The following is a 25,642-nucleotide window of genomic DNA, read 5'->3' as shown; positions in this document are numbered from 1 at the left end:
CTGACGCAGCCGTCCGGGACCTCAGCCTTCCTCGGCGGTCCGCTTCAGGGCCTCGCTGATGGCCTGATAGGCCGGGCGGATGCGAGGGCGGTGCTTGTCGTGGAACAGTTCGGCGCGCAGGCCGGTGAAGACCGTGCCGTGCGACACGATGCAGGCTCCCCGCTCCAGCTCCTCGATCTCATAGTAGCGCAGGGTGCGGAACAGGAAGCCGCGACGCTCGATCCAGACCAGCTGGGCGTTGGGCTCCCATTCGCCCAGCCTCGCCTGCACCTGCCGTTCGCCCAGGTCCGGCAGGCGTTCCGTCAGGCTGATCGGCGCGCCGAAGCCCAGGGCGCCCTCGACCTCGACCTCATGCGGATTCCAGCGGTTCCAGCCGCCGAAGTCCGTCAGCACTTCCCAGAGGCGTTCGGCCGTGGCGCGCACGCCGATGCGGTTCTCGATGCGGATCGTTTCCATGGCGCTTCCTGTGACACGGCTTTTCGCGTTTAGGAAGACGGCGCGGCGTCCGGCCTTTGTCCTTGGAGCAGCCGCCCCGCCGCGTTAAGTCCGGGCCTCAGTGCAAGGAGCCGTCATGATCACCCGCATCCAGCCCGACAACCGCATGAGCCAGGCCGTGATCCACGGCCAGACCGTCTACCTGGCCGGACAGGTCGGCGAGCCGGGCGAGGACGTCGCCGCCCAGACGCGCACCGCCCTGGCCGAGGTCGAGGCGATCCTGGCCGAATGCGGCAGCGACAAGACGAAGATCCTGTCGGCCCAGGTCTGGTTGGCCGACATCGCCGATTTCGAGGCGATGAACGCCGTCTGGGACGCCTGGGTCGATCCGGCCCACCCGCCCGCCCGCGCCACCTGCGAGGCGAAGCTGGCCACGCCCAATTACCTCGTCGAAGTCGTCGTCGTGGCGGCGCGCTGACATGGCCCGCGTCATCTCCCCGGAAAGCGAGCTGGAGCGGTTCAAGGCGACCCGCGTCACCGCCCTGTATCGCCTCGACCTGATCGAGAAGGGGGCGCAGCTGACCTATGACGACGGCACGCCGGTCGACATGGCGTCCGAGGCGCAGCGGCTGAAGGAGCAGGTCGCCGACATGGACCGCCGCATCGCCCGGCTGGAAGCGGCGCAAAAGCCGTGAGCCTGGACAGCGTCCGCGCCTTCTTCGCGCAAAAGGCGCCCGACGTCGCCGTCATCGAACTGGACGTCAGCACCGCCACGGTGGCCGAGGCGGCCGCCGCCCACGGCGTCGAACCGGGCCAGATCGCCAAGACCCTGTCCCTGCGCGCAGGCGACCGCGTCGTCCTTCTGGTCACGGCGGGCGACGCGCGGCTGGACAACGCCAAGGCCAAGGCGGCCTTCGGCGGCAAGATCAGGATGCTGGACCTCTCAGAGGTCGAGGGCGTGACCGGCCACCCTGTCGGCGGCGTCTGCCCCTTCGGCCTGGCGACGCCCCTGCCGGTCTATTGCGACGCCTCGCTGAAGGCCTGGGACGTGGTGATCCCGGCGGCCGGCGCCATCCATTCGGCCGTCCGCATCGCCCCTGAGCGGATGGCCGCGCTGACCGACGCCGAATGGGTCGACGCCTGCCGCTAGGTCGACGCCGGCGGCGAGTTCCGATCCAGAAGCGCGGCGATGCGCGCCAGCTTGTCCGGATTCCGCGTGATGAAGACCTCGACCACCCGGCCGTCGACGATGGTCAGGGCCGTCGTCTGCAGGATGCGGCCGCGCTCCAGGCTGATGTAGCCGGGCAGGCCGTCGATCCAGACGGGACGGAGCATTTCCGAACCTTCCTGACCGTATTTGCGGTGCAGGCCGGCGTAGAGCCGCAACAGCTTCGACGCGCCCTGAATGGCGTTGTGGAAGGCGATCACCTTGCCCCCGCCGTCCGACTTCAGCGTCGCCTCGTCCACCAGAAGGGCGCCGAGGGCGGCCATGTCGCCGGATCGCGCCGCGTCGAAGAAGGCGCGGGCGATGCGTTCGCCCTCTTGCGGCTCCACGGCGTAGCGGGGGCGGGCCTCCCGGATATGGCGGCGGGCGCGGCTGGCCAGTTGCCGCACCGAAGCGGGATCGCGCTCCAGCGTCGTCGCCACCTCGTCGAAGCCGACATCGAACACGTCATGAAGAAGGAAGGCGGCGCGCTCCAGGGGCGACAGCCGCTCCATGGCGGTCATCAGGGACAGGGTCAGATCATCGGCGAAGACCTCGGCGTCCGCCTCCGGCCCGGTGATCAGCGGCTCGGGCAGCCAGGCGCCGACATAGGTCTCGCGCCGCACGCGGGCGGATTTCAGCAGGTCCAGCGCCAGGCGGGTGGTGGTGCGCGTCAACCAGGCGCCGGGCTCGCGAATCTCGGCCGGGTCGACCCGGCTCCATCGGAGCCAGGCCTCCTGCGTCACGTCTTCCGCCTCGGCCAGGGAGCCGAGCATGCGGTAGGCGAGGCGCGTCAGCCGGGGCCGATGCGCCTCGAAGACTTCGGTCGAGGGATCAGGCCGCGACACGCGCCGGGCCTGCCGGATGGGCCGAGCGGAAGCCGACGGCGAGCCGGTTCCAGACGTTGATCGCCCCGATAGCGAAGGCCAGCTTCACCTGCTCGGCTTCACTGAACTCGGCCTTGAACACGGCATAGTCCGCATCCGACGCCTGGGACTGTTCGATGCGCGTCAGGCTCTCGGCCCAGGTCAGGGCGGCGCGTTCGCGCGGGCTGAACAGCGAGGATTCCCGCCATGCGGCGAGCAGATGCAGACGCACCTCGCTCTCACCCGCCCTGCGGGCGTCGGCGGTGTGCATGTGCAGGCAATAGGCGCAGCCGTTGATCTGCGAGACGCGGATCTTCAGCAGTTCCAGAAGGCTATGCTCCAGGCCGCTGGCGGCGACGGCCTGCTCCAGCCGCACCATCGCCTGATAGACGTCGGGGGCGGCCTTGGCGGGGTTGGCGATGCGCGGTGTCATGTCGTGGCTCCTGTGGCTTGAGTGCGCGTCCCTCCATGACGAGACAGACCGTCGGGCTGTGACATGACCCGGCGGATCAGGGCTTCAGACGCTCCAGCACTGTCGTGATGACGCGTTCATAGGCGTCGCTCAGGGCGCGCAGGTCGGCCTCGGGCACGCGCTCGTCGACCTGGTGCATGGTCTGGCCGACCAGACCCAGCTCCAGCACCGGACACAGGGCGCGGATGAAGCGGGCGTCCGAGGTGCCGCCGGTGGTCGAGGCCTCAGGGCGGCGGCCCAGCGTCGCCTCGACGGCGTCCTGCACCGCCGTGACGAAGACGCCCGGCTCGGTCAGGAAGGCTTCGCCCGAGCACATGTGCTCCAGCTCGATCTGCAGGCCGGTCTCGGCCTGAAGCGCGCCCGCCTCGCGGTTCAGCCAGTCGATCAGACCGTCGCCGGTGTGGGTCGGGTTGAAGCGGATATTGAGCCGCGCCTTCGCTTCGGCCGGGATGATGTTGGTCGCCGGATTGCCCACGTCGATGGTGGTGATCTCAAGGTTCGACGGCGGGAACTCGGGGTAGCCCTCGTCGAGGACGTGAGCGTCAAGCCGGGCCAGCAGGCGAGCGATGACCGGGGCCGGATTGGCGGCGCGGTCGGGATAGGCGACGTGGCCCTGTTTGCCGTGGACGGTGATCCAGGTGTTCAGCGAGCCGCGCCGCCCGACCTTGATCATGTCGCCCAGGTGGTGGGCCGAGGAGGGTTCCCCGACCACGCAGGCGTCGATGACCTCGCCCTCGGCGGCCAGGGTCTGGACCACCCGCTTGGTGCCGTGCAGGGCCGGGCCTTCCTCGTCGCCGGTGATCAGGAAGGACAGGGAGCCCTCGATCTCGCCTTGGGCGAGGACGTGCGAGACGGCGGCGACCCAGGCGGCGACGCCGCCCTTCATGTCCACGGCGCCCCGGCCATAGAGGACGCCGTCGCGGGTCTCGCCCTCGAACGGTCCGGCGCTCCAGGCTTTCAGATCGCCGATCGGCACCACGTCGGTGTGGCCGGCGAAGCAGAGGTTGGGCGAGGCGGTCCCGCGCCGGGCGTAGAGGTTCTCGATCCGGGCGTCGTGGCCCACGCCGCTCGGCCCCTCGAACACCATGCGGCGGCAGGTGAAGCCCAGGCCGGTCAGGGCGCGCTCCAACACGTCCATCGCCCCTTCGTCGGCGGGGGTGACGGAGGGGATGCGGATCAGGTCGCGGGTCAGGTCGACAGGATCGATGACGGAATGTGATGCGGCGTTCATGAGGCTATTGCTTTAGGCATATCCCGCATCCGCGAGAAGGCCCGACGGCCGCGACAGCGCCCCTTGTTTGAAGACGCACCACGACCGTGACGACCGAAAGCATCGATTCCGCCCCGACGGTTCCGCCCCAGCCGCCGCTGCCGCCTGGACCGCCGCCCGGTTCCTCTCATGACGGCGGCCCGTCCAGTCCCTGGGGCATCGGCGACTTCCGCCTGCTGTGGCTGGGCCGGATGGTGGCGGTTCTGGGCATCCAGATCCAGTCCTCGGCCCTGCTGTGGCAGGTCTATGAGATCGCCCGGCGCGATCATCCGATCGAACAGGCCAGCCTCTATCTGGGGCTGGTGGGCCTGTGCCAGTTCCTGCCGCTGCTGGCCTTCACCCTGCCGGCCGGGGCCATGGCCGACCGACACGACCGCAAGCACACCGTCACCCTGTCGATCATCGTCGAGGGGATGTGCGCGAGCGCCTTCCTGATGATGGCGCTGCACGGCTCGCCGCCCCTGTGGGGCCTGCTGGCGGTCGCCGCCGTCTTCGGCGCGGCGCGCGCCTTCCTGGCCCCGGCCAGCCAGGCCTTCCTGCCGATGGTGGTGGGACGCAAGGCCCTGCCGCCCGCCATCGCCGCCCAGTCCATCGCCTTCCAGACCGGCGCCATCGCCGGACCGGCCCTGGGCGGGGTCATCGTCGGCCTGTCGGTGCCCCTGGCCTACGCCTCGGCCCTGGGGCTGTTCCTGGTGGCGGTCGCCTGCTTCCTGCTGATCCGCACCCGAGGCAAGCCCCAGGTCGATCCATCCAAACTGGGCCCGGTGCAGCAGGTCAGGGAAGGCCTCGCCTATGTCTGGAAGACCAAGATCGTCCTGGGCGCCATCTCCCTGGACCTGGTCGTCGTCCTGCTGGCCGGGGTGGCGCTGCTGACGCCGATCTTCGCGCGCGACATCCTGCATGTCGGCGCGATCGGCTTCGGCCTGCTGCGGGCCTCGTTCGGGGTGGGGGCGCTGATCATGGCCCTCTACCTCAGCCGCTTCCCCATCGTGCGTCACGGCGGGCGGTGGATGTTCGGGGCGGTGGCCGTGTTCGGCGTCTGCACCCTGATCTTCGGCCTGTCCAAGAGCGTCTGGCTGTCAGGGGCGGTGCTGTTCCTGGGCGGAGCGGCGGACATGATCAGCGTCAACATCCGCCAGACCCTGATCCAGCTGGCCACGCCCGATCACATGCGCGGGCGGGTGTCGTCGGTGTCCATGCTGTTCATCGGCGCCTCCAACGAGCTGGGCGAGGCCTATTCCGGCGTCATGGTGCGCCTGCTCGGCCCGATCGGGGCGGCGGTGTTTGGCGGCTTCGGCGCCCTGGCCGCGACCGGGGTCTGGGCCAGGGTCTTCCCCAGTCTGAGGAAGGCGAACAAGCTGACCTGATGCGCTCAGAACGACCCTTCTCCCCTTGTGGGAGAAGGTGGCATGCGAAGCATGACGGATGAGGGGTGGCGGCGGCGTCGCTCGTCGTGCGGCGCATAAAAAAAGCGCCGCGATCGGCTGACCGCAGCGCTCACACCCCTCATCCGCGCGCCTTCGGCGCCCACCTTCTCCCACAAGGGGAGAAGGATGAGATCAGCCCCAGGGGCGGAAGTGTTTCGACAGCTTGAGCCCCTGGCTCTGGTAGTGGCTGCCGCCCTCGCCGTAGAGGCGCGAGGGCCGCTCGGTCAGCGGCTCATAGACCAGTCGGGCGACGATCTGGCCGTGCTCCAGCAGGAAGGGGGTGTCGTGGGTGCGGACCTCCAGCACGCCCTTGGAGCCGGCGCCGTGCGCCTCGTCCGTGCCGAAGCCGGGGTCGAAGAAGCCGGCGTAGTGGACGCGGAACTCGCCGACCGAGGGGTCGATCGGGGTCATCTCGGCGGCCTGATCGACCGGAATCTCCACATCGTCCGACGAGGCCAGGATGTAGAACTCGCCCGGATCCAGCAGCAGTTCGCCCCGGCGCAGGGTCAGCGGCTCCCAGAAGTCGCGCGGGTCATGGCCGTCGATGTGGTCCATGTTGACCACGCCCGCGTGACGGCGGCCGCGATAGCCGACGACGCCGTTGTCGCCCGCGCGCAGGTCGACGCCGACGCTGCGGGTCTCCAGCTTGGGCGGCTCGCCCGCCTTGAGGCGCAGCTGGTTCAGCCGCGTGCCCGGCTTGACCAGGATGGAGAAGGTCTGGGGCGCGATCTCGAGATACAGCGGGCCGTCATAGCCCTCGTCCACATCGTCGAAGCTGCCGCCCTGATCGGTCAACAGGCGCACGAAGACGTCGACGCGGCCGGTCGAGCTCTTCGGATTGGCGCGGGCGTTCAGCCCCTTGGGCAGGCTGAGGCGCTCCTGCAGGCGGGCGATATAGACGCACCCCTTCTCCATCACATAGCCGCCCGACAGGTCGATGGCGTGCATGGCGACGTCGGCGATGCGCGCCTCGACCTTGCGCTGACCGGGCAGGAAGGAGGCGCGCACGCGCCAGGCCTGATCCGACAGGCGCAGGTCCAGGCTGGCGGGCTGGACCTGATCGACGTCGAACGGGGTGTCGGAGGCGATGGCGCCCGCCGCGATCAGGGTCTCAATGCCCTGGAAGGGAAGGATGCCGGCGCGGGCGGGAATCTGAAAGCTGGTCATGCCGTCCTGTTCTCACACGGATTTTCTCGTCTGTGTAGCTTGTCGGCGACGACAGACGCTTGAACCCCGCGTACGGCGGGCTGCATATAGCGCATGCACTCCGCTCCTGCCTACTCCGCCGAGACCGAAGGCGTCGTCGTTCGCGTCCGCCCCTCCTACCTGGCGGGCCAGTCAGACCCGGCCGAGGGGCGCTGGGTCTGGGCCTATCAGGTCGAGATCGTCAATCTGAGCGGCGGCCCGGTGCAGCTGGTGGCCCGGCGCTGGACCATCACCGACGCCCTGGGCCGGGTCGAGGAGGTGCGCGGTCCCGGCGTGGTCGGCGAGCAGCCGCTGATCGAGCCGGGCGACAGCTACGCCTACGCCTCGGGCTGTCCGTTGACGACGCCCTCGGGCTCCATGGTCGGCGCCTATTTCATGCAGGACGCCGAAGGTCGGATGTTCGAAGCCGCCATTCCGGCCTTCAGTCTGGACGTGCCGGATTCCCGGCGCGTCCTGAACTAGCCTGCGCCCCGTTGTCACAGCCCGGCTTTCAGGCTTAGCCTCGCCGCACATTCACGAGGCTCCCGCATGACGGACACCCCCGCCGGAACCGGCAAACGCATAGAACTGACCATCCGCGCCCTGATCCTGGGGTGTCTGCTGGCGGCGGTCTTCACGGCGGCCAATACCTATCTGGGGCTGAAGGTCGGCCTGACCTTCGCCTCGGCCATTCCGGCGGCGGTCATCTCCATGGCCCTGCTGCGGGCGTTCCGCGGTTCGACCATCTGGGAGAACATGACGGTCCAGACCGTCGCCTCGGTCGGCGGCTCGATGAGCGCCATCATCTTCGTCCTGCCCGGTCTGGTGATGATCGGCTGGTGGATGAACTTCCCCTTCTGGGAGTCGGTGATGATCTGCGTCCTGGGCGGGGTGCTGGGGGTGACCTTCTCCATTCCCCTGCGCCGCACCCTGGTCGTTCAGGGCGGCCTGCCCTACCCCGAGGGCGTCGCCGCCGCCGAGGTGCTGAAGGTCGGTTCGCCCGGCGCGGACCAGACCGAGGAGGCGGTGCGCGAGAACCGTTCCGGCCTGTTCGTCGTCATCGGCGGAGCGATCGCTTCGGCCCTGTTCGGCTTCCTGGCCGCCGCCCGGGTGTTCGCAGCCGAGACCGCCGCCTTCCTGCGCCTGCCCGCGGCGCTGGGCGGCGGGGCGACCGGGGTCGGCTTCTCCATGCAGTTCGCCCTGCTGGGCGCCGGTCACCTGATCGGGCTGGCGGTCGGCCTGACCCAGTTGTTCGGCCTGGTCCTGGCCTGGCTGATCTTCGTGCCCATCCTGACCTCCCCCGAGTTCGCCGCCTGGGCCGTCGCCCACGGCGTGCCCTCCATCGCCGCCACGACGGCGGCCGAAGCCGGCGCCGAGGGCCTGGCCATGAGCGTCTGGGCCCAGGAGGTCCGCTTCATCGGCGCCGGGGTCATCGGCGTCGCCGCCCTGTGGACCCTGGCCAAGCTGGCCAAACCCCTGGCCGCCGGCCTGGCCTCGGCCATCTCCGCCCAGGCGCGCCGCGCCCATGGCGAGACGCTGGAGCTGGCCGAGCAGGACATGCCCATCAAACTGGTCGGTCTGATCTCGGTCGCCGCCCTGGTCGGCATCGCCGTCCTGCTGGCCGTGGTGGCCCAGGGCACCGCCCTGGCCGGATCGGCCCCGCTGCTGGTGATCGGCGGCCTGGTCTATGTCGTCGTCATCGGCTTCGCCGTGGCCGCCATCTGCGGCTACATGGCCGGGCTGATCGGGTCGTCGAACAGCCCGGTGTCGGGCGTCGGCATCCTGGCCATCATCATCGCCTCCCTGCTGATGCTGGGCGTGCTGGCCATCGCCGGGGTTCCGGCCGATCCGTCCATCGTCGCCTTCGCCCTGATCGTCACCGCCGTGGTCTTCGCCGTGGCCGTGATCGCCAACGACAACCTGCAGGACCTCAAGACCGGCCAGCTGGTCGAGGCCACGCCCTGGCGTCAGCAGACGGCGCTGCTGGTCGGCGTGGTGGCCGGCGCCCTGGTCATCCCCTTCGTGCTGGACATGATGAACCAGGCCTTCGGCTTCGAAGGCGGCCCGCCCGCCATCGTCCAGGGCTCGCAGACCCTGGCGGCGCCTCAGGCGACCCTGATCTCGGCCCTGGCCAAGGGCGTCATCTCGGGCGATCTGCGCTGGGATCTGATCGGCATCGGCGCCGTGGTCGGCGTCCTGGTCATCATCCTCGACGTCATCCTGCGCCGCACGACCAACGACCGGATCAAGCTGCCGCCGCTGGCCGCCGGGATCGGCGTCTATCTGCCCGCCGCCGTCACCACCATGCTGGTCGTCGGCGCCGTCTGCGGCTGGCTGTACGACCGGGCGGTCAAGTCGACCCGCTACGCCGACGTGGCCCGCCGCATGGGCGTGCTGCTGGCGTCCGGCCTGATCGTGGGCGAGAGCCTGTTCGGCGTCTTCACCGCCGCCGTCATCGTCGGCACGAAGAATGAAGCGCCCTTCGCCCTGCTGCCCGCCGACAGCGGCTGGCCCGCCATGTGGGCCGGTCTGATCGCCTTCGCCGTCCTGACCTACGCCCTTTACGCCTGGGTGCGTCGCCGCGCGGCCAAGGTCTAAGACGAACTAGAGGGCGGCGGCGAAGGCCTCCGCCGCCCGACTGGCGCTGCGCTCGCGGTGGCGCAGCCGATAGAAGGGCCGCTCGGGCAGTTCGAGCGGCAGGCGGACCAGCCGCCCCGCCTCGATCAGGGGCCGGGCGGCCAATTCCGAGATCGCCGTGACCAGCCCGCCGCCGTCCCCGGCGCTGGCCGCCACCGCCGTCAGGATCGCCTCATTGGACGGCAGCACCAGCGCCGTCTTCAGGTCCGACGCGGCCATGCCGCGCGGCAGGGCCGCCTCGAACTCGCTGCGGGTGCCCGAGCCCGCCTCGCGCAAGGCCCAGTCCAGAGCCTTCAGATCCGACGCGGCCAGAGGCTGTTCCCGCTCCGCCAGCGGATGCCCCGGCGCCGCCACCACGATCAGCCGGTCGGCGCCGATCCGCGTCCGCTCCAGCCGGGGCGCGTCCTCGGCGCCTTCGATCAGGCCCAGTTCCGCCTCGCCCGCCAGCACGGCCTCGACCACCTGATGGGTGTTGCCGATCGACAGATGCAGCTCCACGCCCGGATGGCTCTGGGCGAAGGCGGCCATGCGCGGGGGCAGCCAGTAGGCGGCGATGGTCTGACTGGCGAACAGCCGCACCGACCCGCGTTTCAGCCCCGCCAGTTCGTCCAGCAGCCGCTCGGCCGCCTCGGTCCGCGCCAGCACCGCCCTGGCTTCCGGCAGAAAGGCCGTCCCCGCCGCGTTCAGCGCCAGGCCGCGCCCGACCCGGTCGAACAGCCGCGCCCCGTGCCGCGTCTCCAGCGCATTGACCGCCGCGCTGACCGCCGACTGGGTCAGATGCAGCGCCTCGGCCGCCCGCGTCATGTGCAGGCGCTCGGCCACGGCGACGAAGATGCGGAGCTGTTCCAGCGTCATGGCTTATTGATTAATCAAATCGATTGTTAAGTCCATAACTACGCGTTGGATCGATCAGATGACGGAGCGGATAAGGACCGCATGACCGTCGCTCTCGACCATGCCGCTCCCTCTCGCCGCCTGACGGGCCTGGCCCGCCTCCTGCCCGGCGTCGCCCTGTCCGCCGCCATCGGCGCCGTCGCCTATGGGCTGCAGATCGTCGAGACCCGACTGTTCGAGCATCCGTGGATCGAGGGCCTGGTCCTGGCCATCCTGATCGGGGCCGGACTGCGCCTGGTCTGGACGCCGTCGTCGCTGTGGACGCCGGGCGTCGCCTTCAGCGCCAAGACCCTGCTGGAAGTCGCCGTGGCCCTGCTGGGCGCTACGGTCTCGGGCGCGGCGGTGGCGGCGCTGGGGCCCTGGCTGCTGCTGACCATCGTCGGCGTCGTCGCCGTGGCCATCCTTGGCGGCTACGCGCTGGGGCGGGCGTTCGGCCTGCCGCACGCCATGGCCCTGCTGGTCGCCTGCGGCAACGCCATCTGCGGCAACTCGGCCATCGCCGCCGTGGCCCCGGTCATCGAGGCCGAGGGCCAGGACGTGGCCGCCGCCATCGGCTTCACCGCCGTTCTGGGCATCGCCGTGGTGCTGCTGGTTCCGGTCGTCGGCGCCATGATGGGCTATGACGCCACGCGGGTCGGGGTGCTGGCGGGCCTGACCGTCTACGCCGTGCCGCAGGTGCTGGCCGCCGCCGCGCCCGCCGGCCTGGCCGCCGTCCAGACGGGCGCCGTGGTCAAGCTGGTGCGCGTGCTGATGCTGGGTCCCGTCTGCCTGATCCTGGGCCTGATGCGCTCGAAACAGGCCGAAGGCGGGCGCGGGCCGAAGCTGCATCAGATGGCGCCCTGGTTCATCCTCGTCTTCCTGGCCCTGATGGCCGTGCGGTCGCTGGGCTGGCTGCCGGAAGCGATCCTGCCGCCGCTGCAGGTCTCGGTCTCGGCCCTGACGCTGATCGCCATGGCGGCGCTGGGGCTGATGGTCGATCCGCGCGCCGTGCTGCGGGCCGGACCGCGCGTGGCCGCCGTCGCCGCCCTGTCGGCCCTGCTCATCGGCACGCTGGCCGTGGGGGTGCTGGCCGTCATGCCGCTGGGTTGATCAGTCGAACGCGCACCGGACTGGCGTTTTGGCCCGCATCCCTGTAAGAGGCGCGCCGAACCCTTCCCTTTTCTGCAATCTTCTTGCAGCGGCGCGGCCCATCCGTGACCGAACACAGTCCGCCCGAGCCCGACATGAACCTTCGTAACGTCGCTATCATCGCCCACGTCGACCACGGCAAGACGACCATGGTGGACGCCCTGCTGGCCCAGTCCGGCCTGTTCCGCGCCAATGAGGCGACGACCGAGCGCGCCATGGACTCCGGCGATCAGGAGCGCGAGCGCGGCATCACCATCCTGGCCAAATGCACATCGATCCTGTGGAACGGCAAGGCCGGCGAGACCCGCATCAACATCATCGACACGCCGGGCCACGCCGACTTCGGCGGCGAGGTCGAGCGCATCCTGGGCATGGTGGACGGCTGCGTCCTGCTGGTCGACGCCGAAGAGGGCGTCATGCCCCAGACCAAGTTCGTGCTGACCAAGGCGCTGAAGATGGGCCTGCGCCCCATCCTGTGCATCAACAAGGTCGACCGCGCCCACGCCGACCCGGACCGCGTGCTGAACGAGACCTTCGACCTGTTCGCCGCCCTGGGCGCCACGGACGAGCAGCTGGACTTCCCGGTCATCTACGCCTCGGGCCGTTCGGGCTGGGCGACGCTGGACCTGGCCCAGCCGAGCGAGAACCTGCACCCGCTGTATGACCTGATCGTGGATCACGTCCCGCCCCCCGCCGCCCAGGCGCGCGTCAATGAGCCGTTCAAGATCCTGAACGTCCTGATCGAAAGCGACCCCTTCCTGGGCCGCCTGCTGACCGGCCGCATCCACTCGGGCAAGGCGGTTCCGGGCATGGCCATCAAGGCCCTGTCGCGCGATGGCAAGACCATCGAACAGGGCCGCATCACCAAGGTCCTGGCCTTCCGCGGCCTGAAGCGCCAGCCGCTGGACGAGGGCTCGGAAGCGGGCGACATCGTCGCCATCGCCGGCATGTCCAAGGCCACCGTGGCCGACACCCTGTGCGCCATGGACGTCACCGAGCCGCTGGACGCCCTGCCGATCGATCCGCCGACCATCTCCATGACCGTCGGCGTGAACGACAGCCCGCTGGCCGGCCGCGAAGGCGACAAGGTGCAGTCGCGCGTCATCCGCGACCGCCTGCTGAAGGAAGCCGAGGCCAACGTCGCCATCCGCATCACCGAGACGCCGGGCTCGGACGCCTATGAGGTCGCCGGTCGCGGCGAACTGCAGCTGGGCGTTCTGATCGAGAACATGCGCCGCGAAGGCTTCGAACTGTCGATCAGCCGCCCGCGCGTGGTCTATCAGACCGGCGAGAACGGCGAGCGTCAGGAGCCGATCGAGGACGTGGTCATCGACGTCGACGACGAATTCTCGGGCGTGGTCATCGAGAAGCTGTCGGCCCGCAAGGCCGAACTGACCGACATGGGCCCCTCGGGCGCCGGCAAGACCCGCATCCAGCTGAAGTGCCCGTCGCGCTCGCTGATCGGCTATCAGGGCGAGTTCCTGACCGACACGCGCGGCTCGGGCGTGCTGAACCGCGTCTTCTCCCACTACGAAGGCCACAAGGGCGCCATCGAGGGCCGCCTGAAGGGCGTGCTGGTCTCCAACTCGGACGGCGACACGGCGGCTTTCGCCCTGTGGAATCTGGAGGATCGCGGCGTCATGTTCGTCGGCGCCGGCGAAAAGACCTACCAGGGCATGATCATCGGCGAGAACAGCCGTTCCGACGACCTGGACGTCAACCCGATCAAGGGCAAGCAGCTGACCAACGTCCGCGCCTCGGGCAAGGACGAAGCCGTGCGCCTGACCCCGCCGCGCAAGATGAGCCTGGAACAGGCCATCGCCTATATCGAGGAAGACGAACTGGTCGAGGTCACGCCCAAGTCGATCCGCCTGCGCAAGGAGGTCCTGAACCCCTCCTTCCGCAAGAAGCGCGTCCGCGCCGACTGATCCGGCGTTCTGTCCAAACGAGGAAGGCGGCCCGCGGCGGGCCGCCTTTTTTGTGCGCCGAGGCTACCTCTTCAGGCCCAGCAGCCCCGGCCAGCCGCCGCTGGTCAACAGGGCGACGTCCAGCAAGGCCAGGGGCAGGGGCGTGGTCGGCGGCGCGGCGATGAATTTCGGCCGCCAGTCGGGGCCGAACTTGGCCTTGTAGGCGCGCAGGCCCTGGAAGCCGTAGACGGCGCCGCCTTCCTCGAACACCAGGGCGCCGACGCGGGCGAAGACCGGGGCCATGCGGCGGTCCTCAAGGCCCGACAGGGGCGCCATGCCCAGGTCCAGCCGCTCCATGCCCTGGTCCCGCGCCCACTGCGCCGTGCGGGTGAACAGATAGTCCATCACGCCGTGCGGCCCCTCCGGATCATGGCGCATCAGGTCGATCATCGCCTCGCGCCCGCCCGCGCCGATCAACAGGTTGGCGAAGGCGACGACGCGGCCGTTCTCGCGCACCAGCGCCAGCGCCTGTCGGTCCAGATAGTCGATGTCGAACCGGCCGAGCGAAAAGGCCTTCTCGGACCCGTTGTGATGCCTCAGCCAGGCGTCGGACACGGCGCGCAATTCAGCCTCCAGCGACCGCGCCGAGCCCGGCGGCGCCACCTCGAAGCCGGCGCCCTCGCGCTCGGCCCGGTTCACGGCGGTGCGCAGGCTCTGCTTGCCCTTGCCCTCGGTCGTGAAATGAGCGGCGTCGATCACGGCCGCTTCGCCGACCTTGCGCACGGCCATGCCAAGTGTCGCCAGGTCGGCCAACAGTCCCTCGCCCACGGAATAGAAAACCGCCGCTCCGCCGTAGCTGTCGGCCAGCTGGGCGAAGGACCACAGAAGCTCCAGCCGCTCCTCCCTCAGCCCGGCGGGTTCGCTCATGGCGATCCAGCGACGCCCCCGCACGCGATAGGCGATGAAGCTGCGGCCCGACGGACTGAACAGCAGGGCCTTGTCGCCCAGCAGGGCCAGGCCCGCCTCGGGCGCGGCGACCTCGGCGATCTCCAGCGCCTGGCGCGCCCGCTCGACGTCCGCCGCAGCCGCCGGCCCATGGCTGCGCGCGCCGGGCGCGGTCAGCAGGGAACGCACCGCCACCGCCAGGGTCAGCAAGGCCAGCACCGCCCCGGCGCGCAGGAAGCCCGAGGCCTGCTTGTCGACCAGAAAGGTCCACCAGAGCTCGTCGGTGTAGGCCGTGTCGCGATAGGCGAAGAAGCCCAGCCACAGCATGGCCGCCACCGCCGCCGCCAGCATCAGCAGCCAGCCCGGCCGCAGCGGCTCCCCCAAGCGCGAGCGGCGATTGAAGGCCGAGCGGCACGGCGCCAGCAGGGCCGCCGCCAGGCTCATCTCGATGGCCTGCATCCAATCCAGCCCCTTCAGCAGCGAGAAGACCGCGCCGACCAGCAGGACCGCCAAGGCCGCATAGTAGGCCCCGCGCCGCCGCCGCCACAGCCCCGCCGAGATCAGCAGCAGGATGAAGCCCGTCACGCTGGCGGCGAAGTGGGACAGATCGATCAGCAACGGCGGATAGAACCGCCCCAAGGCGTTGAGCCGGTCATTGAAGGCCGGGGTCACCGCCGACAGCAGCATCGCCCCGCCCAGCAGGAAGGTGGCGACCGCGAACATCTGCGGCGTCAGCTCATAGACCAGTCCGGCCAGACGACGCGTGATCCGCCAGGGGTCGTGTTTTGCACCCGGTTTGGTCAATCGCTCTCCGATGAGCAGGAATCGGTCGTTTGGGGCGAGTAAAAGGTCATTTCAGGGCAGGGGAAACCATCGGCCTTCACAAGGGTTCATTTTTTCGCGAGCGCCGGGCTCGCCCTTCCAGGAGTTTCTCATGATCCGCAAGACCGCCCTGCTGACCGGCATCGCCGGCGCCTTCCTCATCGCCGCCCCTGCCTTCGCCCAGGACGCCACGACGCCGCAGACGCCCGAACCGGCTCCCGCTGAGGCGGCCGCGGCTCAACCCCAGAGCCTGACCCTGACGCCGGGCGCGACCGTCAAGAGCAGCGACGGGACCGAGATCGGCAAGCTGGTCGGCGTCCAGAACGGCGCCGCCGGTCAGGAGCTGACCGTCCGCACCGCCGACGGCCAGGTCCGTCCGGTGCCGCTGGCCGGCATCCGTCAGGACGGCGCCGACATCGTCGTCGACGCCAGCGCCTCGGACATCCAGTCGGCTCCCCCGATCGCTTCGGACACGGCTGAGCCGACCCCGGACGCGATGGACACGCCGCCGGCCGACGCCCCGCCGGCCGATGAGCCGACCAGCGACGAACCGAACGGCGACGAACCTCACTAAATCGTCTGGTTCGACGGCAAAAGGGGCGGCCCGACGGGCCGCCCCTTTTTTTCTTGTGCGATGAAACGGTCGATCAGGTCCGCCGCTTCACCAGACCGAGCAGGAACAGCAGGACCACGGCGCCGATGGTGGCGACAATGATGCCGACGATCCAATTGCCCGCGGCGTCCACGCCCAGCAGATTGTTGGCCAGGAACCCGCCGATCAGGGCGCCGACCACGCCGACAATCAGATTGGTGAGCAGGCCGTGATCCCGCTTCATGATCTTCTCCGCCAGCCATCCGGCGACGATGCCGATGATGATCCAGGCGATAAATCCAAATCCACCCATGCTTCTCTTCCCTTCCTGAAGGCTGACTGCCTTGGCCGTTAATGCGCGGGCGGGCGTCGGGTTGCGTCCCTCGCCTTGGGGCGAAAACGGCACGCGGCTTGCGGCGGCCCCCTCTGTCCGTGCCGATCCGGCACAGGCCGAGGAAGACAGGAGTGTCGTCATGCCCGCCGAGATCGACCTGCACCTGGGTCGTCGCCTGCGCCGCCGTCGCCGCCTGCTGGGCCTGACCCAGCAGCAGTTGGGCGATCGCGTCGGCATCAGGTTCCAGCAGATTCAGAAGTACGAGTGCGGCGCCAACCGCATCTCGGCCGCCCGCCTGTGGGAGCTGGCCGAGGCGCTGCAGACGCCGGTCAGCTATTTCTACGACGGCGCCGGGGAAAGCCCCGACAACGGCCAGCCCCGCCCCGGAGAACCCCTGGCCGCCGCCGCCTGATCGCCTGTTCGGTTCAATGACCTCTGGGCCGCCGCGCCCCCGGCGGTGTATGGCCGGGGCATGACCGAACTGGAAACCTTCGCCGTCGAACTGTCGCATGAGGCGGCCCGCGTCGCCCTGCCCTTCTTCCGGGGCGAGTTCGCCCAGGAGGACAAGGGCTCCCCCGGCGCCTTCGACCCCGTCACGGAGGCGGACCGCGCCGCCGAGGCCGCCATCCGCCGGATGATCGCCGCCCGCTATCCCGAGCACGGCGTCATCGGCGAGGAGTATGGCGAGGACCGACCCGACGCCGATCACGTCTGGGTTCTGGACCCCATCGACGGCACCCGCGCCTTTATCGCCGGCCTGCCTCTGTGGACCACCCTGATCGCCCTGCGCCACGAGGCCGCGCCCATGATCGGGGCCGTCGGCCAACCCTATCTGGGCGAAGTCTTCCTGGGCGGCCCATCCGGCGCGCGCCTGCTGAAGGGCGGCGGCGAAACCCCGCTGAAGACCCGCGCCTGCCCCGATCTGAGCCAGGCCCTGATCGCCACCACCGACCCGGAGATCTTCCTCGGCGCCGACCGCGCGGCCTGGGACCGTCTGCGCGCCGCAGCGCGGCTGGCCCGGCTGGGCTGCGACGCCTACGCCTACGCCATGGTCGCGGCCGGGCGCATCGATCTGGTGGCCGAAAGCGAGCTGAAGGTCTGGGACTGGTCGGCGCTCAAACCCCTGGTCGAGGCGGCGGGCGGACGGTTCACCGACTGGCGCGGCGACGCGCCGAACGAAGCCGACGGCCGCGTCCTGGCGGTCGGCGACGCGCGGCTGACGGCCCAGGCCCGGCCCCTGCTCGGCGGCGCCTGACGGCTCAGGCGGGTTCGACCGTCCGCGCTGCGGGCGAAGCGCCGGACTTCGCCTCGGCGCCGGGCGCCACATAGTCGGCCAGGGCGTCGAACTCATGCAGGAAGATCCCGCGCAGGTCGTCGACCTCCATGACGACCTCATGTTTGGCGGTCGGAACCTCGACATAGCGGCCCCGGCCCATGCGGCGCGCCGCCCAGCGGTTGGTCTGTTTCCAGACCTTGTCGTCCTCGGCCGCCTGGACCACGCAGACCGGAATCTTCACGCTCTTCAGGGCTCGCGGTTTCAGCGCCCGCTCGCCCGCGTCCAGGGCGAAGGCCAGCCACCCCCAGGTCGGGCCGCCGATGGCCAGGTGCGGACAGGCGTAGAGCTGCTGACGCCACAGGTCGTAGCGCGCCTGATCCGACGTCAGGCCGTCTTCCTCGAAGGTGTGGTCGAAGGGGTCGTCCGCGTCGTCCAGCACATAGTCGCCGGCCTTGCCGTGACGCAGCGCCCAGCGCACCGCCAGCTTGACGGTCCACATCGACCGCTTGCCGGTCTTGATGCGCAGCATGGGGCTGGACAGGACCGCGCCGGCGAACCGCGTCTCCCCGCCCTCCAGCGTCAACAGGTTCAGACAGCCGCCCATGGAGTGGCCGACCATGATCCAGGGCTTGGGCGCTCGCGCCTCATAGGCGTCCAGCAGGCGGGCGTAGTCGTCCAGGAATTCCTCGACCGCCCGGGCGTGGCCGCGCAGCCGGTCCGGCAGCAGCCGCGCCGACAGCCCCTGGCCGCGCCAGTCGTGAGCCAGAACGCAGAAACCCCGCGCCAGGAAGTTGCCGATCAACTCGAAATACTTCTCGATCGGCTCGGTGCGGCCGGGGCTCAGCACCACCGTCCCGCGCGGCGTCTTCGCCTGCAGGGTCGAGGGCGTCCAGAAGGCGGCGCGCAGGCGCAGGCCTCCGGCGCCCCGGAACCAGTCGCCCTCTCCGCCCGGCGGGCAGGCGGCGCCGGGCACCCCCATCAGGGGCGCATGGGCGGCGAAGGCGGCGGGACGGCTCACTCGGGCTTCCTGAACTTCAGCGTCATGCGGTCGCTTTCGCCGATGGCGTCATACTTGGTCCGGTCGAATTCGGGATCGGCGGGCTGGCCCATCGGCGCCGTCAGGCGACGCGGCGGCAGGGTCTCGACGCCGAAGGGGTGGTCCTTGGTGTCGGCCGGATTGGCGTTGATCTCGGACGCCTCGACGAAGACGAAGCCGGCCTCTTCGGCCAACTGGCGGACGAAGGCTTCCTGCACATAACCGTTGGCCGCCGCCGGGTCCTGATCCTCGTCCGGCTGCAGGCGGTGCTGTTCGATCCCCAGCACCCCGCCGGGACGCAGGGCGGCGAAGGCGTCGGCGAAGGCCTTTTCCGCGATCCCCGCCGCCATCCAGGCGTGGATGTAGCGCATGAACAGCACCATGTCGGCCGTTCCCGCCGGCGCCACCGGCGGCGAACCGGCGCCGAAGGCGGTGAACTGGACCGGGCCGTACAGCTTCTTGTCCGCCAGGATGCGGGCCTTCAGGGCGTTGTTGATGGCGACCTGGGCCGGGTCGGCGTTCGGCCCCTCGAAGAAGCCCGCCAGATAGAGCGCGCCGCCGCCCCGATTCAGATAGGGCGCCAGGATTTCCGCATACCAGCCGCTGCCGGGCCAGAAGTCGATCACCGTCATCTTCGGCTGCAGGCCGAAGAAACGCAGGGTCTCGACCGGATGGCGCCAGGCGTCCCGCGTCTTGTCGTCCGCCGAGCGCCATGAACCCGCGACCGCCCATTCCAGCGAACCTTCCGGCGGCCCCTTGGGCGCTTCGGGGGCGCTGGGCGTCGGCGCCTCATCCTTGCGACCGCAGGCGGCCAGGCCGAACAGGGGCGCGACCAGGGCCAGGGCGCTGGCGCCGGCCAGGACGGATCGCCGCGTCGATCGTTCTGTCATGCGCGCTTCCTCTCGCCGCCGGGTGTTTGCGTTTCGGGCTTAAGGCGCTTCTGCGCCAGGGTCAAAACCACGCACTGCATTGTCATCTAGGCGCTTCAGTCGGCGGCGTAGGGCTTGCGGAAACGCAGGGTCATGCGATCGCTTTCGCCGATGGCGTCCAGGGCCGCACGCTCGTCCGGCGTCAGGGCGCGGCCGTCGCGTTCGGAGGTGCGCGTGGGCTTGAGCGTCCACACGCCGAAGGGGTGAGCGCGGTCATCCCTGGGGTTGGCGTTCAGTTCGCTGCGGGCCTCCAGCTCGAAGCCCGCGCGGCGGGCGGCGTGGATGACCCAGCTTTCGGGCACATAGCCGTTGGGCGCCGTCTCCGTCACATTCAGCCCCTCGGCCGCGCGGTGCTGTTCGACCGCCAGCACGCCGCCGGGCTTCAGCGCCGTGAAGAAGGCCGCCAGATAGGGTTCGGCCCGGCCGTCGCGCGACCAGTTGTGGAAGGCGCGGGCCACCACGACCATGTCCGCCGTTCCGTCCGCGACGCCCATGCCCTCGGTCGGGCGGTTGACCGGGACGTACCGGCCGCCGGTCGCCGCGGCATAGGGCTCCAGGATGTTGCGCCACCAGCCGGCGCGGCCCGGCTCGATCTCGACCACGGTCAGGCCGGGCTGAAGCCCCCAGAAGGTCAGGGTCTCGAACGGATGACGGTCGCCGTCGCGGGCGCGGTCCGCCTCGGGCCGGGTCGCCGCGGCCACGGCCGCCTCAAGCGCCGCATCCTCGGAGAAACTCGGCATCTCCATCGACAGTCCTTGCCGATGGGGCAGGCGAGGGGCGTCCGGGGCCCCCGATTGGGCGAAGACGGGCGAGGCGAGCAGACACGCCGCGACGGCGCTGAGGGCGAGAGGTCGCATGAAGGGCTCCGGTCGATCCTGGACGACGAATGTAAAACCCATACGGCGCTTCGCGGCGACCACAAGGCGCCGATGCGGCGAGCGACGAATTCGCGCGCCCCTTGCGCCGGAAAAACGGCCTCCTACCTCTTCATCCGAGAGCGCCGATCCCGGGCTCTCCAGACCTGACGGGGCCGATTTCGGACCGCCGGGGCTGAAACCCTCCGCTGTCCGGGGCCAAATCGCCGGACGGCTCAACCTTGCTGAATGTCAGAAGGATGACCCATGCGTACCTATGATTTCTCGCCGCTGTACCGTTCCGCCGTCGGTTTCGACCGCCTGGCCCGTCAGCTGGAAAGCGCCGCGCGCTCAAGCCAGGAGAACGGCTGGCCCCCCTACAACATCGAGACGACCGGCGAGGACGCCTATCGCATCGAGATCGCCGTCGCCGGCTTCTCGGCCGATGAGCTGAACATCGAGGCGAAGGAAAACCTGCTGACCGTCACCGGCAAGAAGGCGGCCAACGACGACGGCGCGCCCCAGAAGACCTATCTGCATCGCGGCCTGGCCGAGCGCGACTTCGAGCGCCGCTTCCAGCTGGCCGACTATGTGGTGGTCAAGGGCGCGGCCCTGGCCAACGGCCTGCTGACCGTCGAGCTGAAGCGTGAACTGCCCGAGGCTCTCAAGCCCCGCAGCATTGAGATCGCCACCGGCTCGCCCCTGATCGAGGGCAAGATCGAACCCAAGGCCAAGAAGGCGGCCTAAAGGCGTCTCGCCTGACTGAACAGTCGAAGGGGCGGCGTTCGCGTCGCCCCTTTTTTTGTTCGGAAACACCCACCAAATTTCGGCGATGACCTTTGCTGCCGCTCATCCCGGCGGATGCCGGGATCCAGTGAGAGCGCAGCGCAAAGCCCTATCTTTTGACCCACGCGATCTAAAGCCAAAGCACTGGATCCCGGCGTCCGCCGGGACGAGCGGATTCAGAAAACTTCTTGCCTATGCTTGATGCGGAGACGGCGTTGTCGTGCGTCGCGCTCTAGGCCGCGTGCAGGTCCGCCGGGTCCAGCCCGCGCGCGCCGCCGGTCTGGGCGCCGGTGAAGTCCGCCTGTTTGGTCTGGGCGCCGTGCAGGATGGACCGGCTGAGGTCCGCCTCGACCAGCACGGCCCGGCGCAGATCGGCGCCGGTCAAGTCCGCGCCGCGCAGGATCGCCCCGGTCAGGTCGGCGGGCAGCAAACGGTCCGCCGCCAGCATCAGCGGCCCCAGCTGGGCCTCGCGCAGATCCGCCCCGTTCAGCCGCGCCCGCGTCAGCCGCGCCCCGCGCAGGTCGGCCCGGCGCAGATTGGCCGACCGCAGGTCCGCGCCTTCAAGCTGCGCGCCCTGAAGCTGCACCCCCTCCATGTCCAGGCCGTAGAAGACCGCCCCCTTGGCCGACAAAGCCGTCAAGTTCAGTCCGCGAATGGACTCCAGCGGCCGCAGATCGACCCCGTCGAACACCGAGGGTTGGCCCTCACCCCCGCCCGTCTCGCACCACTGGGCGTGCTCGCGCAGCATCTCGGCGGCGGGCATCTGGCTGACCGGCTCGCCCGCCGGACGGTCGTCGACCAGGGCTCCGTCCATATTGGCCCCGTCGGTCCGCCACATGGACGCCTTGACCCCGACCAGGATGGCGTCGCTGAGGTCCGCCCCCGACAGATCGGCGCCCGATAGGTCGGCCCCGGCCAAGTCGGCGCCGCGGAAGCTGGCCTGTTTCAGATTGGCCCGGACCAGCTTGCAGTCCTTCATGACGGCGTCGGTGAAGTCGGCGGCCACCGCGATGACGCCCGTCATGCGCGAGCGCTGCAGATTGGCGCCCGCCAGCACGGCGCCCTGCGCCTGGGTGTCGGCGCGCTTGCGGGCTTCGACGACGCGGAAGCCCAGCTTGGCGTCCTTGGCGGCGATGGTCCCTTCGCGCAGGTCGGCCTCGAACAGGTCGGCGCCCGACAGGTCCGCGCCGCGCAGGCAGGCCCCGCGCAGATCGGCCCGGCGCAGGCTGGCGTCGATCAGGGTCACGTCCTGCATGTCCGCGCCGAAGAAGTTGGCATTGTCCAGCTTGGCGCCCGTCAGGTCGCAGCCGATCAGGCAGGCGGCGGTGAAGTCGGCATCGGCCAGGTTGCGGCCGCGCAAGTTCACGCCTGACAGGTCCATCCAGGCGAAGACCGCCCGCGCCCCGCCCGGCCGCGCCTGCCACAGACGGTCGTGCTTCAGGCAGACGGCGTCGACCTCCTCCTGGGTCAGCGTTCTGCGGACGGGTTCTGCGGCCTCGCTCATGGGGCCGATCATGGCTTACGGCGGATTAAGGAAGCTTTGCGGAAACAGCGGTTTCTCCCGTCGCCTCCGCCCCGCCGCAGGCCGCCCTATTCCGTCAGCAGGCCCTGTTCGCGCAGGGCCTCGGCCAGCTCGCCCTCCTGGGTCCACAGACGGGTGTAGCCCGCCTCGCCCAGCCGGTTCAGTTCGGTCGTCAGATCGGCGCGCGGCGAGGCGGCGAAGCGCCCGTCGAAGCCCGCCCCGTCGACGCTGACGCGCACCATCGGTCGGCCCGTCTCCAGCCGGTGCAGGAAGCCCTCGCACAACACGGCGGCTTCATCGCCCAGCAGGCCCGTCTCGACCGTCAGGCCCGACTGGCGCAGCCGCTCCGTGCCCCGGCCCGAGGCGAAGGGCGACGGGTCCAGGGCCGCGATCACCACCCGCTCGACCCCGGCCTCAGCCAGGAAGTGGGCGCAGGACTTGCGTCCCGACGAGCGGGCGCCGCACGGCTCCAGCGTCACATAGGCGGTCGCGCCCTTCACGGCCTCGCCCGCCTCGGGCACGGCCTGTTCCTCGGCGTGGGGGCGTCCGCCCGGCGCCGTCGCGGCCTCGGCCAGCACGGCTCCGTCCTTGACCAGGACGCAGCCGACCGCCGGATTGGGCCAGGTCTCGCCCATGCGGTTTAGGGCCAGGTCGATGGCCCGCCGCATGAAGACGGCGTCCTGCGCTTCCCCGCTCACGCGATTTGCGGCAGGGCCTGCGCCCGCCCCTCGTCCAGATAGCGGGCGGCGACCGGCTTCAGGTCTGCGTCCAGATCGATCTCCAGCGGATTGCCGGTCGGAATCTCGACATCGACGATCCTGTCGTCCGGCACGGCGAACAGCAGTTTGACGATGGCGCGCAGGGAGTTGCCGTGGGCGGCGATCAGCACGTCCTGGCCCGCCTTCAGGCGGGGAGCGATCTCCGCGTCCCAATAGGGCTGCACCCGATCCAGCGTGGTCTTCAGGCTTTCGGTGTCCGGGATCTCCTTGCCGGCGTAGCGGGGGTCTGAAGCGAAATCGAACTCGCCGCCCGGCGCCAACGGCGGCGGCGGCACGTCATAGCTGCGGCGCCAGACCTTGACCTGGTCCTCGCCGTGCTTGGCGGCGGTCTCGGCCTTGTCCAGTCCGGTCAGGCCCCCGTAGTGGCGCTCGTTCAGGCGCCAGTCCTCGATGACCGGCACATTCTTCAGCCCGGCGGAATCCAGCGCCAGGGCGCCGGTGCGCTTGGCGCGCTTCAGAACCGAGGTGAACATGACCGCAGGCTTGAAGCCCGCCTCGGCGATCAGCTCGCCGCCGCGCCGCGCCTGGGCCTCGCCCTCCGCCGTCAGGTCGACGTCGACCCAGCCGGTGAAGCGGTTCTCCAGGTTCCATTGGCTCTGGCCGTGGCGCAGCAGGATCAGGCGGGTCATCAAAGTCTCCGGGAGCATCCGTATCTGGGTTTCTCGCTAGGCCCCCGACGCGGGGGCGGTCAAGGTTTCGCCGCTTGTTGAGACGTACGCCCCGCGCGGCGCAGCGATAACGCCGGTCAGGCGTTGTGGCCTCGCGAGCGGGGGAAGGCTATACGCCGAAGCCATACTGCGGCCCCGCTCTCTCCAGCGGCCCATCTAGGAAGACCTATGCAAAAGCCCCGTCAGGACATCCGCCCCAACACTGCGGAATATGAAACCCTGCCCCTGGTCAAGCCGACCGGCTTTCGCGAATACGACGCCCGCTGGATTCTCGAAAAAGAGATCAACCTGCTGGGCATCCAGGCCCTGGGCCTGGGTCTGGCCACCTATGTCCACGAGATCGGTCAGACGCCCAAGATCGCCGTCGGCCATGACTTCCGCGGTTATTCCCTGTCGGTGAAACAGGCGCTGATCCTGGGCCTGCTGGAAGGCGGCATGGAGGTGCTGGACATCGGCCTGGCCCTGTCGCCCATGGCCTACTACGGCCAGTTCGCGCTGGACTGCCCCTGCGTGGCCATGGTCACGGCCAGCCACAATGAGAACGGCTGGACCGGCGTGAAGATGGGCGCCCAGGCCCCCCTGACCTTCGGCCCCGACGAGATGGGCCGCCTGAAGGAGATCGTCCTGAACGGTCAGGGCGTCGCCCGCCCCGGCGGCAAGCTGGAGCGCATCGAGGGCTTCCGCGAGACCTACATCAAGGACGTGGCGTCCAAGGTGAAGCTGTCCCGCCCGCTGAAGGTGGTGGCCGCCTGCGGCAACGGCACGGCCGGCGCCTTCGCCCCCGAGATTCTGCGTCTGATGGGCGCCGAGGTGATCGAGATGGACACGGACCTCGACTACACCTTCCCCAAATACAATCCGAACCCGGAAGATCACGCCATGCTGGTGCAGATGGCCGCCAGGGTGAAGGAGACGGGCGCCGACCTGGCCCTGGGCTTCGACGGCGACGGCGACCGCTGCGGCGTGGTCGACGACACGGGCGAGGAGATCTTCGCCGACAAGATCGGCCTGATGTTGGCCCGCGATCTGTCGACCCTCCATCCGAACGCCACCTTCGTCGTCGATGTGAAGTCGACCGGCCTCTACAAGACCGACGAAGTGCTCAAGGCCAACGGCGCGACCACCGTCTACTGGAAGACCGGCCACTCCTACATCAAGCGCAAGACCGCCGAACTGGGCGCCCTGGCCGGGTTCGAGAAGTCGGGCCACTTCTTCCTGTCGGGCGATCTGGGCCACGGCTATGACGACGGCCTGGTGGCGGCGGGCGCCGTCCTGGCCATGCTGGACCGCAACCCCGGCAAGTCGCTGTCGGAGCTGAAATCCGCCCTGCCCGACGCCTGGACCAGCCTGACCATGTCGCCGCACTGCGACGACGAACTGAAATATGACGTGCTGGCGAAGATCGTGAAGGAATACGAGGACCTGGCGGCGTCCGGCGGAGAAATCCTCGGCCGCAAGATCGTCGAGGCCATCACCGTCAACGGCGTGCGCGTCCATCTGGAGGACGGCTCCTGGGTGCTGGTCCGCGCCTCGAGCAACAAGCCCGAGCTGGTGGTGGTGGTCGAGAGCATGCGCTCCGCCGACGACATGCGCGACCTGTTCCGCAAGGAAGTGAAGCCCCGCCTGGCCGCCCACCCGGAAATCGGCGCCTTCAACCAGGAAATCTGATTCCGG

General features: G+C 69.7%; 26 protein-coding genes and 1 pseudogene. 13 read left to right on the top strand and 14 right to left on the bottom strand.

Annotated elements, in window-relative coordinates:
- Positions 1 to 21 precede the first annotated feature (21 nt).
- Complete coding sequence (locus ACWIDZ_RS07705) at positions 22 to 456, bottom strand: SRPBCC domain-containing protein (protein WP_291780938.1); 435 nt, start codon at positions 454 to 456, stop codon at positions 22 to 24.
- Positions 457 to 571: 115 nt separating this feature from the next.
- On the opposite strand from ACWIDZ_RS07705, the gene ACWIDZ_RS07700 reads away from it, so the two are divergent.
- The 3 genes from ACWIDZ_RS07700 to ACWIDZ_RS07690 are packed head-to-tail and all read left to right on the top strand — an operon-like array spanning position 572 to position 1,585.
- Positions 572 to 913 carry a RidA family protein gene (locus ACWIDZ_RS07700; RefSeq protein ID WP_453988053.1) on the top strand — a complete coding sequence of 114 codons (342 nt, stop codon included), beginning with the start codon at positions 572 to 574 and terminating at the stop codon, positions 911 to 913.
- 1 nt (position 914) lies between these two features.
- Positions 915 to 1,130 carry a hypothetical protein gene (locus tag ACWIDZ_RS07695; protein ID WP_346485181.1) on the top strand — a complete coding sequence of 72 codons (216 nt, stop codon included), beginning with the start codon at positions 915 to 917 and terminating at the stop codon, positions 1,128 to 1,130.
- Positions 1,127 to 1,585 carry a YbaK/EbsC family protein gene (locus tag ACWIDZ_RS07690; protein WP_338577298.1) on the top strand — a complete coding sequence of 153 codons (459 nt, stop codon included), beginning with the start codon at positions 1,127 to 1,129 and terminating at the stop codon, positions 1,583 to 1,585. Before ACWIDZ_RS07695 ends, ACWIDZ_RS07690 begins: the two co-directional genes overlap by 4 nt.
- Here ACWIDZ_RS07690 and ACWIDZ_RS07685 read toward each other — a convergent pair.
- From ACWIDZ_RS07685 to dapE, 3 genes are all read right to left on the bottom strand, one after another.
- On the bottom strand, positions 1,582 to 2,487 hold the full coding sequence (locus ACWIDZ_RS07685) for a sigma-70 family RNA polymerase sigma factor (protein ID WP_453988055.1): 906 nt from the start codon (positions 2,485 to 2,487) through the stop codon (positions 1,582 to 1,584). The two genes, ACWIDZ_RS07690 and ACWIDZ_RS07685, sit on opposite strands and share 4 nt — an antisense overlap.
- Positions 2,474 to 2,938 carry a carboxymuconolactone decarboxylase family protein gene (locus ACWIDZ_RS07680; RefSeq protein WP_291780921.1) on the bottom strand — a complete coding sequence of 155 codons (465 nt, stop codon included), beginning with the start codon at positions 2,936 to 2,938 and terminating at the stop codon, positions 2,474 to 2,476. Before ACWIDZ_RS07680 ends, ACWIDZ_RS07685 begins: the two co-directional genes overlap by 14 nt.
- Before the next feature lie 76 nt (positions 2,939 to 3,014).
- On the bottom strand, positions 3,015 to 4,208 hold the full coding sequence (dapE, locus tag ACWIDZ_RS07675) for a succinyl-diaminopimelate desuccinylase (RefSeq protein ID WP_453988056.1): 1,194 nt from the start codon (positions 4,206 to 4,208) through the stop codon (positions 3,015 to 3,017).
- A 137-nt stretch (positions 4,209 to 4,345) separates the two neighbouring features.
- On the opposite strand from dapE, the gene ACWIDZ_RS07670 reads away from it, so the two are divergent.
- Positions 4,346 to 5,614 (top strand): MFS transporter, encoded by a 1,269-nt coding sequence (locus tag ACWIDZ_RS07670; RefSeq protein WP_453988284.1) that lies wholly within the window; start codon positions 4,346 to 4,348, stop codon positions 5,612 to 5,614.
- Between the two features lie 192 nt (positions 5,615 to 5,806).
- Here the strand turns inward: ACWIDZ_RS07670 and ACWIDZ_RS07665 are convergent, their stop codons facing one another.
- On the bottom strand, positions 5,807 to 6,841 hold the full coding sequence (locus ACWIDZ_RS07665; protein WP_452112344.1) for a 2'-deoxycytidine 5'-triphosphate deaminase: 1,035 nt from the start codon (positions 6,839 to 6,841) through the stop codon (positions 5,807 to 5,809).
- 93 nt (positions 6,842 to 6,934) lie between these two features.
- Here ACWIDZ_RS07665 and apaG point away from each other — a divergent pair, with 93 nt between their 5' ends.
- Positions 6,935 to 7,342 carry a Co2+/Mg2+ efflux protein ApaG gene (gene apaG, locus ACWIDZ_RS07660; RefSeq protein WP_291780909.1) on the top strand — a complete coding sequence of 136 codons (408 nt, stop codon included), beginning with the start codon at positions 6,935 to 6,937 and terminating at the stop codon, positions 7,340 to 7,342.
- Between the two features lie 66 nt (positions 7,343 to 7,408).
- Positions 7,409 to 9,457: an OPT family oligopeptide transporter gene (locus ACWIDZ_RS07655; protein WP_453988057.1), complete on the top strand. Its 2,049-nt coding sequence runs from the start codon at positions 7,409 to 7,411 to the stop codon at positions 9,455 to 9,457.
- Between the two features lie 6 nt (positions 9,458 to 9,463).
- On the opposite strand, the gene ACWIDZ_RS07650 is transcribed toward ACWIDZ_RS07655, so the two are convergent.
- Positions 9,464 to 10,351, bottom strand: coding sequence for a LysR substrate-binding domain-containing protein (locus ACWIDZ_RS07650; protein ID WP_453988058.1), 888 nt, complete (start codon positions 10,349 to 10,351; stop codon positions 9,464 to 9,466).
- A gap of 81 nt (positions 10,352 to 10,432) precedes the next feature.
- Here ACWIDZ_RS07650 and ACWIDZ_RS07645 point away from each other — a divergent pair, with 81 nt between their 5' ends.
- Positions 10,433 to 11,479 (top strand): YeiH family protein, encoded by a 1,047-nt coding sequence (locus tag ACWIDZ_RS07645; RefSeq protein WP_453988059.1) that lies wholly within the window; start codon positions 10,433 to 10,435, stop codon positions 11,477 to 11,479.
- Between the two features lie 134 nt (positions 11,480 to 11,613).
- A complete protein-coding gene (gene typA / locus ACWIDZ_RS07640; RefSeq protein ID WP_291780900.1) occupies positions 11,614 to 13,446 on the top strand; it encodes a translational GTPase TypA in 1,833 nt (610 codons plus the stop codon).
- A gap of 63 nt (positions 13,447 to 13,509) precedes the next feature.
- Here the strand turns inward: typA and ACWIDZ_RS07635 are convergent, their stop codons facing one another.
- Positions 13,510 to 15,174 carry a GNAT family N-acetyltransferase gene (locus tag ACWIDZ_RS07635; protein WP_343830119.1) on the bottom strand — a complete coding sequence of 555 codons (1,665 nt, stop codon included), beginning with the start codon at positions 15,172 to 15,174 and terminating at the stop codon, positions 13,510 to 13,512.
- A gap of 130 nt (positions 15,175 to 15,304) precedes the next feature.
- On the opposite strand from ACWIDZ_RS07635, the gene ACWIDZ_RS07630 reads away from it, so the two are divergent.
- Positions 15,305 to 15,766 (top strand): superoxide dismutase, encoded by a 462-nt coding sequence (locus ACWIDZ_RS07630; protein WP_312221019.1) that lies wholly within the window; start codon positions 15,305 to 15,307, stop codon positions 15,764 to 15,766.
- Between the two features lie 73 nt (positions 15,767 to 15,839).
- Here ACWIDZ_RS07630 and ACWIDZ_RS07625 read toward each other — a convergent pair whose 3' ends face one another.
- On the bottom strand, positions 15,840 to 16,097 hold the full coding sequence (locus ACWIDZ_RS07625) for a GlsB/YeaQ/YmgE family stress response membrane protein (protein ID WP_003168780.1): 258 nt from the start codon (positions 16,095 to 16,097) through the stop codon (positions 15,840 to 15,842).
- 160 nt (positions 16,098 to 16,257) lie between these two features.
- Between ACWIDZ_RS07625 and ACWIDZ_RS07620 the strand changes: the two are divergent.
- Together ACWIDZ_RS07620 and hisN are read left to right on the top strand one after the other, a co-directional pair.
- Positions 16,258 to 16,479: pseudogene (locus ACWIDZ_RS07620) on the top strand (helix-turn-helix domain-containing protein); the annotation flags it as partial.
- 111 nt (positions 16,480 to 16,590) lie between these two features.
- The gene (gene hisN / locus ACWIDZ_RS07615) at positions 16,591 to 17,373 is read left to right on the top strand and encodes a histidinol-phosphatase (RefSeq protein WP_346485195.1); all 783 of its coding nucleotides are present in this window, start codon (positions 16,591 to 16,593) and stop codon (positions 17,371 to 17,373) included.
- Positions 17,374 to 17,377: 4 nt separating this feature from the next.
- On the opposite strand, the gene ACWIDZ_RS07610 is transcribed toward hisN, so the two are convergent.
- The 3 genes from ACWIDZ_RS07610 to ACWIDZ_RS07600 form a co-directional block, all read right to left on the bottom strand.
- Entirely contained in the window at positions 17,378 to 18,412 is a 1,035-nt protein-coding gene (locus tag ACWIDZ_RS07610; protein WP_312221089.1) for an alpha/beta hydrolase, read from the bottom strand.
- Entirely contained in the window at positions 18,409 to 19,320 is a 912-nt protein-coding gene (locus tag ACWIDZ_RS07605; protein ID WP_346485199.1) for a class I SAM-dependent methyltransferase, read from the bottom strand. The genes ACWIDZ_RS07610 and ACWIDZ_RS07605 overlap by 4 nt, the downstream gene beginning before the upstream one ends.
- 95 nt (positions 19,321 to 19,415) lie before the next feature.
- Entirely contained in the window at positions 19,416 to 20,216 is an 801-nt protein-coding gene (locus ACWIDZ_RS07600) for a class I SAM-dependent methyltransferase (protein WP_453988061.1), read from the bottom strand.
- A gap of 264 nt (positions 20,217 to 20,480) precedes the next feature.
- Here ACWIDZ_RS07600 and ACWIDZ_RS07595 point away from each other — a divergent pair, with 264 nt between their 5' ends.
- Positions 20,481 to 20,960 (top strand): Hsp20 family protein, encoded by a 480-nt coding sequence (locus ACWIDZ_RS07595; protein WP_346519457.1) that lies wholly within the window; start codon positions 20,481 to 20,483, stop codon positions 20,958 to 20,960.
- 271 nt (positions 20,961 to 21,231) lie between these two features.
- Here ACWIDZ_RS07595 and ACWIDZ_RS07590 read toward each other — a convergent pair whose 3' ends face one another.
- From ACWIDZ_RS07590 to gpmA, 3 genes are all read right to left on the bottom strand, one after another.
- Positions 21,232 to 22,503, bottom strand: a complete 1,272-nt coding sequence (locus ACWIDZ_RS07590; RefSeq protein ID WP_453988062.1) for a pentapeptide repeat-containing protein — start codon at positions 22,501 to 22,503, stop codon at positions 21,232 to 21,234.
- Between the two features lie 86 nt (positions 22,504 to 22,589).
- A complete protein-coding gene (locus ACWIDZ_RS07585) occupies positions 22,590 to 23,219 on the bottom strand; it encodes a bifunctional diaminohydroxyphosphoribosylaminopyrimidine deaminase/5-amino-6-(5-phosphoribosylamino)uracil reductase RibD (RefSeq protein ID WP_346519453.1) in 630 nt (209 codons plus the stop codon).
- Positions 23,216 to 23,929, bottom strand: a complete 714-nt coding sequence (gene gpmA / locus ACWIDZ_RS07580) for a 2,3-diphosphoglycerate-dependent phosphoglycerate mutase (protein WP_453988063.1) — start codon at positions 23,927 to 23,929, stop codon at positions 23,216 to 23,218. Before gpmA ends, ACWIDZ_RS07585 begins: the two co-directional genes overlap by 4 nt.
- A 207-nt stretch (positions 23,930 to 24,136) precedes the next feature.
- Here gpmA and ACWIDZ_RS07575 point away from each other — a divergent pair, with 207 nt between their 5' ends.
- Entirely contained in the window at positions 24,137 to 25,636 is a 1,500-nt protein-coding gene (locus ACWIDZ_RS07575; RefSeq protein ID WP_453988064.1) for a phosphomannomutase/phosphoglucomutase, read from the top strand.
- Positions 25,637 to 25,642: the final 6 nt, after the last annotated feature.

It is taken from the genome of Brevundimonas sp. NPDC055311 (assembly GCF_053645695.1).
The sequence above is the reverse complement of the archived record's forward strand: the minus strand, read 5'-3'. Positions and strand labels throughout refer to the sequence as shown.